This window comes from Mycobacterium sp., assembly GCF_035314905.1.
In the GTDB taxonomy this organism is placed as follows: Bacteria; Actinomycetota; Actinomycetes; order Mycobacteriales; family Mycobacteriaceae; genus Mycobacterium.
The window spans coordinates 1-6,137 of the sequence record NZ_DATFYW010000004.1 but is presented as its reverse complement, the minus strand read 5'-3'; the positions used below and the strand labels follow the sequence as shown (position 1 = coordinate 6,137).

General features: G+C 68.5%; 9 protein-coding genes. 2 read left to right on the top strand and 7 right to left on the bottom strand.

Annotated features, from left to right (window positions below; genetic code table 11):
* A partial coding sequence (locus tag VKG81_RS00420) for a trehalase-like domain-containing protein (RefSeq protein ID WP_324388863.1) occupies positions 1–361 on the bottom strand: 361 nt, incomplete at its 3' end.
* A gap of 384 nt (positions 362–745) precedes the next feature.
* On the opposite strand from VKG81_RS00420, the gene VKG81_RS00415 reads away from it, so the two are divergent.
* Positions 746–1,603 carry a hypothetical protein gene (locus VKG81_RS00415; protein ID WP_324388862.1) on the top strand — a complete coding sequence of 286 codons (858 nt, stop codon included), beginning with the start codon at positions 746–748 and terminating at the stop codon, positions 1,601–1,603.
* A gap of 75 nt (positions 1,604–1,678) precedes the next feature.
* Here the strand turns inward: VKG81_RS00415 and VKG81_RS00410 are convergent, their stop codons facing one another.
* Positions 1,679–2,179: a DUF427 domain-containing protein gene (locus VKG81_RS00410; protein WP_324388861.1), complete on the bottom strand. Its 501-nt coding sequence runs from the start codon at positions 2,177–2,179 to the stop codon at positions 1,679–1,681.
* An 18-nt stretch (positions 2,180–2,197) separates the two neighbouring features.
* The gene (locus VKG81_RS00405; RefSeq protein WP_414685100.1) at positions 2,198–2,995 is read right to left on the bottom strand and encodes an oxygenase MpaB family protein; all 798 of its coding nucleotides are present in this window, start codon (positions 2,993–2,995) and stop codon (positions 2,198–2,200) included.
* Between the two features lie 256 nt (positions 2,996–3,251).
* Between VKG81_RS00405 and VKG81_RS00400 the strand changes: the two genes are divergently transcribed.
* Positions 3,252–3,815: a hypothetical protein gene (locus VKG81_RS00400; protein ID WP_324388860.1), complete on the top strand. Its 564-nt coding sequence runs from the start codon at positions 3,252–3,254 to the stop codon at positions 3,813–3,815.
* Positions 3,816–3,916: 101 nt separating this feature from the next.
* On the opposite strand, the gene VKG81_RS00395 is transcribed toward VKG81_RS00400, so the two are convergent.
* The 4 genes from VKG81_RS00395 to VKG81_RS00380 form a co-directional block, all read right to left on the bottom strand.
* Positions 3,917–4,405 carry a DUF2231 domain-containing protein gene (locus VKG81_RS00395; RefSeq protein ID WP_324388859.1) on the bottom strand — a complete coding sequence of 163 codons (489 nt, stop codon included), beginning with the start codon at positions 4,403–4,405 and terminating at the stop codon, positions 3,917–3,919.
* A gap of 433 nt (positions 4,406–4,838) precedes the next feature.
* Positions 4,839–5,126: a tryptophanase gene (locus VKG81_RS00390; protein WP_324388858.1), complete on the bottom strand. Its 288-nt coding sequence runs from the start codon at positions 5,124–5,126 to the stop codon at positions 4,839–4,841.
* Positions 5,127–5,396: 270 nt separating this feature from the next.
* Positions 5,397–5,525, bottom strand: a complete 129-nt coding sequence (locus VKG81_RS00385; protein WP_324388857.1) for a hypothetical protein — start codon at positions 5,523–5,525, stop codon at positions 5,397–5,399.
* A 12-nt stretch (positions 5,526–5,537) separates the two neighbouring features.
* On the bottom strand, positions 5,538–6,137 hold a 600-nt coding region (locus tag VKG81_RS00380), incomplete at its 5' end, for a YhjD/YihY/BrkB family envelope integrity protein (RefSeq protein WP_324388856.1).

The following is a 6,137-nucleotide window of genomic DNA, read 5'->3' as shown; positions in this document are numbered from 1 at the left end:
TCACCAGCGCGTCGCGCACCATGAGCCAGCCGGTGTGGGTCTGCCACGTGGTTTCCAAGATGAGGCTGCCCGGCAAGTAGCGGCGCGCGGCCGGCACCGACACCCCATAGGGGCCAAGGCGGAAGTGCCCGGCGGAGCGGTCGAGAATCGCGCCGAACACGCTGGGGGAGTCCGGCCGCGGCAGGCACATCCACTCGACGGAGCCGCTTGCGGAAACCAGGCACGTGGTCTCGCAGTCCGACAGGAACGCATACTCGGCTATCGGCGGAAACGGGTTTCTGCGAGTCCGGCGTTCGGCCCGGGGAGCCGGGGCCGAAACCAGTGGCGGGCTGAACCCGTTCGCCTCCGCGCTGAGCACCATCCACCCATCATCACCTTCCGCAGGGCTGCTCGTCCACGTCGCCGGCGTGTGCGGCGACTCCATCGCTGCGCCGGTACAGCCTCCCCGCGCGCGATCACTGTGCAGCAGAACATCATTCGCCGCGCCGGCAAGCTCACCCACGGTGAAGCCGACGCAAGCTATCACCGCGGTGGCAGTGGGCTCATCCGTGTACCGCTACGGTTGGGGACCGTCGTAGCAGTTGTCCCGTCAGTGTCGGGGGCACAGATCCGCGATGGCGTGGCCCACGGCCGCGTCGGCTTGCGCGGCACATCGTGTCCGGCGCCGTGCCCAAACCGGCCGGCCGTAACCCGACCGCTGCGCATTTGACAGGCGACGTCAAGGTTCGTCGGTCAAGGTATCGGTGTGTACCCGGCCGACGAGGAGCCCCCGACCACGGTCCGGCTGCGTTCGCCGGCGCCGGCGATCGCCACACCGAAGTTCGGTCTGGCCCGGGTCCGCCGTCCGGGCTGGAGAGTTCTGGCGACCTGGATCGCGACCGCGCTGCTGGTCGCCGGCGCCGTCGCGGGCGAGCGGGCCGCCGTCGCCTACATCGCGCACGACCCCGAACCCGACACAGCGCCCAACGCCGACGCCAATCCCGGTTCGGCGCCCCGCGGCGACACCGCCGGAGCCCCCACCAGCAGCACCGCCGGCGCGGCCGCTGCGGCGCGGGTGGCATGGGCCCGGCAATACGGGCAGAGCCGCGCGGCAATGCCCAACCTGCCCGACGTCGCCTCGTCGACCCCCGAACAGCAAGGCGCGGCGAGCGACTTGCTCACCCGCACCGAGGCGGGCACCGCCGCCTACACCAGCACCGACGCCGCGGAGTCCGCCGGCTACGACTTCGCCGCCAGCCTCGCCCAGGCGAAGGCCAATCCGCTGACGGCGCGGCGGATGTCGCGCGTCGACTCAGGGGTGACTCCACTGCGACCTGTCGTTCTGCGCGCCGTCAACAAAGCCGCCCGGCGCGACGCGAAGGTGCTCGACCCCACCGCTCCGCAAGCACTGATCTACACCTATCAGGGACACAACGCCTGGAAGCTTGTCGGCGCCACCTTCCGCGCAGATGAGGCCTATCCCGGGCCGCCGCCCGATCCAGGGGGCCCTATCACGCGGTGGCGATTCGGCGACATGAATCCGGCCTCGCTGACCATGGATGTGTATTTCGTCGGCGCCGGCGATCTCGCCCATGCCTACGCACTGATGCCCCCAAGCCGCTAGGTGCGACGGGCGCCGACACGCCTGTCAGCGGTGTGAGCGCCACGACGAGCACGGTTGCGCCACAACCAGGGCTCCTCACCAGCCCATCGATCCGGGGATGCCCTTGAACGGGCCGACAATCCAGCTGGTCACCCATCCGCCGTAGAACCCGCCCGGCTGCGGGATCACCTCCTCGCCGTCGACGGTGCAGCGGTCCACCAGGGCCGGCATCACCGCGATGGCGCCTGCGATCGGCGCGAACCGCGATGTCGGCCTCAGGTAGGTCCATGCCGCCCTCGGGGCCTCCCGCGTCCGGCCGACCAGATCGTAATAGCTTGCCCGGCCCTTCCATTCACACCACGAACCACCGGTTGCCGGGCGCAGCGCGCCGTCGACGAAGGCATCGCGCCGCAGGTAGTACGTGGGAGGGTGGCTGGTCTCCAGCACCCGCCAGGCGCGTGTCGCCGATGCAATCGTGTCGCCACCGAGCTCGATGGTGATCGCGCCGCTGAAGTCTTCCAGTCGTGGGGGCCGCGGGTAATCCCACACCGACTCCTGTCCGGGGCCGGGTGGATCGGGTGTGGGCCATGCGGTCATGACAGCGTTTCCTCCGGATCAGTGGGAACTCATCGCCCATCGGATTCCGCCAATCAGTGCGCGCCCAGCCAATGGGATCGCGGTGACCTCGACAGGCGGAAAGTACGGTAACCACAACGGCATTCGCGCCCACACCGGCAGCAGCGCCACGGATGCGGCGGCCAGCACCCCGTAGGGCGCCCGCGCCGCGAGCGGCAGCGGCGGGGTCAGCAGCAGAAACCGCGCTGCGTCGCGTGCGGCGGGAGTACCTTTCAACTCGGACCGGTACGCCTCGAGCCGTTCGCCAAGTTGTCGCTCGGTGCGGGGAGGGTCGGGCACCCCCAGCGCTGCCGCGACGCGGGCGGTGTCGGCCACATACCCGTCGCACCCGCGCTGGTCGAGGGGCGCGGCGCCATAACACTGATAGGCCCGCAGAAAGCTATCCACCTCGGCGACGTGCACCCACTCCAGTAGGTGGGGATCGGTGGCGTGATAGAACCTCCCGTCAGGAGCGATTCCGTGTACACGCTGATGGATTCCGCGTACGCGATCGACCGCGTGCTGGGCGTCGTCGGCCGGGCCGTACGTCGTGACGGCCAAAAATGTGCTGGTGCGCTGCAGTCGCCCCCACGGATCGCCCCGATAGTCGGAGTGCTCCGCGACCCCGGCCATCGCGAGCGGGTGCAACGACTGCAACAGCAGTGCGCGCAAGCCGCCGACGAACATGGCGGCGTCGGCATGCACCCGCCGGATCGGGCGATCCTCGGCGAACCAGCGGGGCCCCGGTGTCCCGTGGATGCGTGCCCGGTTGGCCGGGCCGTCCGGCCCGGCCACCATGCCGAACACGCCTCGACCCAGGTTCTGCCGCACCGTGTGAAACTCACGCAACACCACCACGCAATCGACGTTACGAGATACGCGCAGATCCTGCACAGCTGCGCCGCAGCGACCGGCACACGTGGCCAAGAGCACGTTTACGGGCACCTTCGCCGGGCGCAGCACAGCGGGCCGCGCACCCGGGAACGCGCAGGCGGCGGCACCGGCCGCGAGGATCCGGTGCCCGGGTGTCGGGCGGCTGTGTCAAGCTGCGGTCATGAGATGGCCGATTCCGACTGCAGTCACCGTCCTGCTAACCGCGGTGCTGTTCCGCGGCGCCACGCCCCTGGCCGTCGCGGAGGTGCCCGTCGGCCCAGGCCCGACGAACTACACCGTGCAGCCCCAGCCGACGCCGGGAGCATGTCACTACCGGACCGCCGCCGACGGGCAGACCCTGCCCGATCCGACCTGCACACCCGGCGCGGTCAGCCCCAAGGTCACCCCGGACACCCTCGACAGAACGATCTGCCGCGCCGGCTACACCAAGTCGATCCGCCCGCCGAAGACGATCACCGAGGCGGAAAAACAGGCCAACGCAGTCGCCTATGGTTATACCGGCTCGCTGACGGCAGCCGAGTACGACCATCTGGTGCCGCTGGCCCTCGGCGGTGATCCGAACGATCCGCGCAACCTGTGGGTGGAACCCGGCGCGTCACCGAACCCGAAAGACGCTGTGGAATCTGAGCTGCACGACCTGGTGTGTGCGGGCCGGGTGCCGCTCGCCACTGCGCAAGAAGCGATTGCAGCTGACTGGACCACCGCACTGAGCGCCGTCGACTAGAGACTCACATATACGGTGCCACAGCAGCTTTGGATCGGTAAGTTGGACCCGGCCGCGTTACCGCCCGGTGAGTGCGTGCAATCGCGCGGTCGACGGCGATGTCAGGTTCCGTTGGCCTTCTTCAGCCTGGCGATTTCGCCGGCCCAGACCGACCGGGCGCCGGCATCACCGATCCGATACACCTGAACAATTGACGAGATTCCCACGGCGAGCGCCACGATCGCGAGGACGACGCCGGCGGCCAGCCTGCGCTTGCCGGACCGGCGTTCGAGTATCTGCAGCACCGCCAGTGCGACCGCGACGAGAAGAAGCGCCACCGAGAAGTAGATCATCCACCCCCCTCGATCGGCATGCTCCCGCAGCACCGGGCTCGGGTTGCGCCTCAGGTCGAACAGCCACTCGCCCGCATCGGCGGTGATCGGTGTCAGCACGGTCGTTATCACGGCAAGTATCAGTGTGAGCCACACCAAATGCCTGCGCGCGGCCGGCCAGAGGGCGCAAACGATCACCAACACGGCAGTCAGCGGCGCGAGCACCACCACGAAATGGACGAGCAAGACATGGGCGGGCAAGCCGTTGACGACCGTCATGGCACTCCTTGACTGGAAGGGGGGTCCCAGGCGCGTCGACTTCGCAGCATCGACCGATAACCCAGATCCGCATCGATCGGTGATGCTTTCGTGCCGGTGAGCGTGGCGCGATGATAGTGGGCGACGTTCTCAGCGTTCGAGCAGCCACAGTAAAGTATCTGCGCCCGTGTCTTCCTCATCAGCGCTTCAGTACCGGAAGTGGCTGAGGCGGGCACGGCGGCTTGCGGGGCTGGATCGGCGTGCATTTCCGCGGTGGCGGGCCGACCAGGCCCGGGCCAGGCCCAGCGAGCTCTCTCCGATCGGCTTCGTCTTGCATTGCGAGGCAACGGGTTCGGTCCGGAAGCCGCGGCGGACCAGGGATGCACCCCCTCGGCTGCCGGGTCGCCGAGCGGGCTGGACGACTGGACGATCACAATGCGGCCCCGATCGGGAACTAGGGCGGTGGTGCCTCGGCGACATGCCTGCCGGCGTGCGTGACCAGTGCGCGTAGCCGGGGTTCGTCGGGATTGCCGGCGTAGCCGTCCAACCACGCCGTCAGCGCGCACACCAGGTCACGGGGCAGCGTTACTCTCTCCCGCGCGATCACGGTGATAAGCAGCGAGATCGCGACGAAGGTTTCGCCGATGCCGATGGCGATGTAGAGATCATGCCGCTCGACAACGGTGAGGTACACGTCGGCCGTGTTGGCCAGCGCCCACGCCAGCCCGATTTCGTCAATCATCGTCCCGGGACCTTGCGTTCCTGCTCGTCAGAATGATAGAGCGGGGGCAGGTCTGTGCGCTCCCGCCCGAGTGGGCTCAAGCATACGGGGATAGCGGGCTTCGTGCGCCTTCTCGCGTCTTTCGGCGTCGGATCGTTCCGTCAGGCGCAGCGCGGCAACGGTTTCCAGCAGCGTGAGCGGCGGAAACGCCGGCAGACAGCCGGCTGATAAGCACGACCCGGATCGGTAATGTGCAGCAGCCGGTTTCGTTACAGGCACCCCTCGGGTTCCTCATCGGTGCGCTATCGGGTTCTCGTCGGGATCGTAGGCGATCTCGAGTCGTTGTTCGGGTCGCTGAGTTTCCGCTCGCACGGCGTCGGCGTAATACAACTTGTCGGCCTCGGTCAGCGGTGGCTGCACCAGGCTCCGGGGCTACAGACGCTTGGCGCGCACAACGTCGATCTCGATCGCGTAGACCATCACGGTCACCTGCAGCGCCAGCCAAGCCAGCAGCCCCAGCACAACCCCGAACAGTCCCGCGACGGCCTGCGCGTGACGCAGCTGGTGCGCGACGATGACCCCGGCCACCGTCAGCAGCAACTGCCACCCCGCGGCCGTGATCACCGCGCCCCGCAGCAGGCACCGTGTCGGTACCTGGTCGGATGCCGCCACCCGGAAAAGCGCCAGGAAGAAGCCCGAGCCCAGGATCGTCCCCACCACGAAGCTGACGACCCGCGCCGGCACGCCGCCGAAGCCAATTGATGTCGCGGCGCCCGCGGCATAACCGGCAGCACCGGTGACCACCACGATCAGGCCGAGGAGCAACAGCAGTGACAGGGTGCGCAGATAACGCGGCGCAAAACCCGGCCGATCGACCTTGGGCACCGCCCACAGGCTGTTGAGGGTCTTCTGCAGTGCGTGGGCGAAACCTCGGCCGCCGATCACGGCCCCGAGGATCCCAATCGCCACCGAGGTGCCGGTATGGCTGAAACGCTCGATGCCGAGCTGGTCGTGGATCTGGGCGCCCACGAT

Coding starts and splice junctions, on each gene's coding strand:
- VKG81_RS00395 (WP_324388859.1), bottom strand. CDS start 4,405: ATGACGGTCGTCAACGGCTTGCCCGCCCATGTCTTGCTCGTCCATTTC.
- VKG81_RS00390 (WP_324388858.1), bottom strand. CDS start 5,126: ATGATTGACGAAATCGGGCTGGCGTGGGCGCTGGCCAACACGGCCGAC.
- VKG81_RS00400 (WP_324388860.1), top strand. CDS start 3,252: ATGAGATGGCCGATTCCGACTGCAGTCACCGTCCTGCTAACCGCGGTG.
- VKG81_RS00405 (WP_414685100.1), bottom strand. CDS start 2,995: ATGGTGGCCGGGCCGGACGGCCCGGCCAACCGGGCACGCATCCACGGG.
- VKG81_RS00410 (WP_324388861.1), bottom strand. CDS start 2,179: ATGACCGCATGGCCCACACCCGATCCACCCGGCCCCGGACAGGAGTCG.